This window comes from Humidesulfovibrio sp. (genome assembly GCF_035560995.1).
Taxonomy (GTDB): Bacteria; Desulfobacterota; Desulfovibrionia; order Desulfovibrionales; family Desulfovibrionaceae; genus Humidesulfovibrio.
Genome location: NZ_DATMYK010000153.1, coordinates 1 through 2,361, shown reverse-complemented (window position 1 = coordinate 2,361; position 2,361 = coordinate 1). Strand labels below are relative to the sequence as shown.

Annotated in this window: 5 protein-coding genes; 2 read left to right on the top strand and 3 right to left on the bottom strand. The window is 63.5% G+C overall.

Features of this window, described 5'->3' with window-relative positions; translation table 11 throughout:
• The 3 genes from VN419_RS06010 to VN419_RS06000 all read right to left on the bottom strand — a co-directional run.
• The coding region (locus tag VN419_RS06010; RefSeq protein ID WP_325645481.1) for a shikimate kinase at window positions 1-270 on the bottom strand (270 nt) is incomplete at its 3' end.
• Window positions 271-297: 27 nt separating this feature from the next.
• Window positions 298-843: a bifunctional pyr operon transcriptional regulator/uracil phosphoribosyltransferase PyrR gene (gene pyrR, locus VN419_RS06005; RefSeq protein ID WP_325645483.1), complete on the bottom strand. Its 546-nt coding sequence runs from the start codon at window positions 841-843 to the stop codon at window positions 298-300.
• A gap of 32 nt (window positions 844-875) precedes the next feature.
• Window positions 876-1,448, bottom strand: a complete 573-nt coding sequence (locus VN419_RS06000) for a TetR/AcrR family transcriptional regulator (protein WP_325645479.1) — start codon at window positions 1,446-1,448, stop codon at window positions 876-878.
• A gap of 184 nt (window positions 1,449-1,632) precedes the next feature.
• Here VN419_RS06000 and VN419_RS05995 point away from each other — a divergent pair, with 184 nt between their 5' ends.
• Both VN419_RS05995 and VN419_RS05990 read left to right on the top strand, forming a co-directional pair.
• Complete coding sequence (locus VN419_RS05995) at window positions 1,633-1,965, top strand: IscA/HesB family protein (protein WP_325645477.1); 333 nt, start codon at window positions 1,633-1,635, stop codon at window positions 1,963-1,965.
• A gap of 154 nt (window positions 1,966-2,119) precedes the next feature.
• Window positions 2,120-2,361: IscA/HesB family protein (locus tag VN419_RS05990; RefSeq protein WP_325645475.1), on the top strand; the 242-nt coding region annotated here is incomplete at its 3' end.

Here is a 2,361-nt window from a genome sequence, read left to right as displayed (position 1 = left end):
GGAGATGACCGTGCGGCGCACGCTGAGCGTGGCCACGAGCCTGTTCTCGGCTTCGAGAAATTTCGCCAGGCCCAGGCCGTCCACCACATCCTGCAGGGGCAGGCCGTAGAAGGATTCGATGAGCCGGTCCGTGTCCAGGTGGGCCCAGCCGATTTTCTCGGCCAGCAGGCGGCCCAGGGTGCTTTTGCCCGCCCCGGCCATGCCGATGAGGCTGACGCTGCCCTGGTGCCACAGGCGGGGCAGGGGCGTGTTTGATTCTTCCATGTTCATTGGGGCTCTTAGGCTTCGGGAGGGGGGCTAGGCGCCGGCTTTGGGACGCAGCAACACCTTGTCCTGCTCGTCGCGCTCGGCCACCAGCACGTCCACGCGCTCCGAGGCGGAGGTGTTCACGCGCTTGCCCACGTAGTCGGCCTGGATGGGCAGTTCACGGTGGCCGCGGTCGATGAGCACGAGCAGTTCCACGCGGCGCGGGCGGCCGAAGTCCAGGATGGCCTCCAGGGCGGCGCGGGTGGTGCGGCCGGAATACAGCACGTCGTCCACCAGGATGACGCTCGCGCCTTCCACCTCGGCCGGAATTTCCGTGTGGCTGATGGCCGGGGTGATGCCCAGGCTGCTCCAGTCGTCGCGGTACAGGTTGATGTCCAGCTGGCCCAGGATGACGGGCGCGGGAAGGCGGGCGTCCAGAAGCTTCTTGAGCCTGCGGGCCAGGTCGACCCCGCGGCGCTGGATGCCCACCAGGACCAGCGGGCCTTCCTCACCCCGGCGCTCCACGATCTCCGAGGCCAGGCGTTCCAGGGTGCGGGCCATTTCCTTGGCGGTCAGGATGGTGCGGGCGTCGGTCAGGCTGCGGGCTTCGCTTATGTTGCGGGCTTCGCTCACGGCTTTTCCCCCGTCTCCACGAGCAGGCTGCGGCGGGTGAATTCCACCGCCTCGCGCGAGAAGTCTGCGATTTCCGGCCAGTAGAGCTTGATGCGCATGAGGCCGAAGAACATGTTGGCGATGATCATGCCCGTATCGCTCAAGGGCACGTCGCGGATGGTGCCGTTTTTTATGCCGCGCGCCAGGAAATCCTCGAACAGGCTGCGCATGCGGTCGATGAAGCGGGCCATGGAGCGCTTGGTGATTTCCAGGATGCTGTAAGTGCCGAGGACGATCTTGATGTCCGCGGCGTTGGCATCGAGGAAGGCGAAGTGGCTGCCCAGCAGATCTTCGAGGGAAAGGGTGTCCTTGTCCATGCGGACGCGGCACTGCTCGGCCAGGGCCTGGTACTTCTGGTCGAAGGTGTCCAGGATGTGCTGGAGGATGTCTTCCTTGCTCTCGAAGTGGCGATAGATGGTGCCTTCGGAGATGTCGGCGCGCCGGGCCAGATTGGCCGTGGTCATTTTGTGGAAGCCGACCTCGGAGATCATGTCTTTCGCGGTGGCTAGGATCAGGTCCTTGGTGCTCATGCGCTGCCTCGATGAAACGCCGGAAAGTGATGGAATAAGAAGGGGACAACACGTCCACCTGCATCACGCGGTTTAGCCCAGAGTCCACCCTTGGTCAACGCCGGAAGCGGGTCCCCGCTCATTTGACAAAGCCGGAGCCCGTCATTATCTATCGACCTTCCACCAACGCTCCAAGGAGGCAGAGATGGTCGAACTGAGTGATGCCGCAAAGGCCCAGCTGGATGGGTACTTTGCGGACAAGGAAAAGTCCCCGATCCGCGTGTTCATGGCATCCGGGGGTTGAAGCGGCCCGAGGTTGTCGCTGGCTCTGGATGAGCCGCGTGAGAACGACGATACCTATGACGTGCTTGGGTACAGCTTCGTAGTGGAGCGTGCCCTGGGCGAGCAGACCGGAACCATCCGCATCGACATGACCCAGTACGGGTTCACGGTCGATTCGGAAAACCCCATGAGCGCAGGGGGCGGTGGTTGCGGCGGCAGTTGCGGAGGAGGCTCCTCGAGCGGCTGTTCCTGCTAGCTTGCCAACACGATTCCCATAGGGGGCGGCGTTCCACAAGGACGGCGCCCCTTTTTTTTGTGGGGAGGACGTCCGGCGATTGCCAAGGCTTCAGTTCGGTCTTATCTGCGCAGTCGAGACACCGCGCCCAAGGCGCACAAAAAGGAGTATCCCCATGATCACGTTGAGCGATTCCGCCAAGGCGCAGCTGGACGGCTATTTCGCGGACAAGGAAAAGTCCGCCATCCGCGTGTTCCTGGCTGGCGGGTGCTGCGGCCCCAAGCTTTCCCTGGCCCTGGACGAAGCCCGCGAAGGAGACGAGTCCGTCGAGATCGGCGGCTACACCCTGCTGGCTGAAAAGGCCCTCTTGAGCGCCTCCGGCAAGATCTCCATCGACATGACCGAGTATGGCTTCAG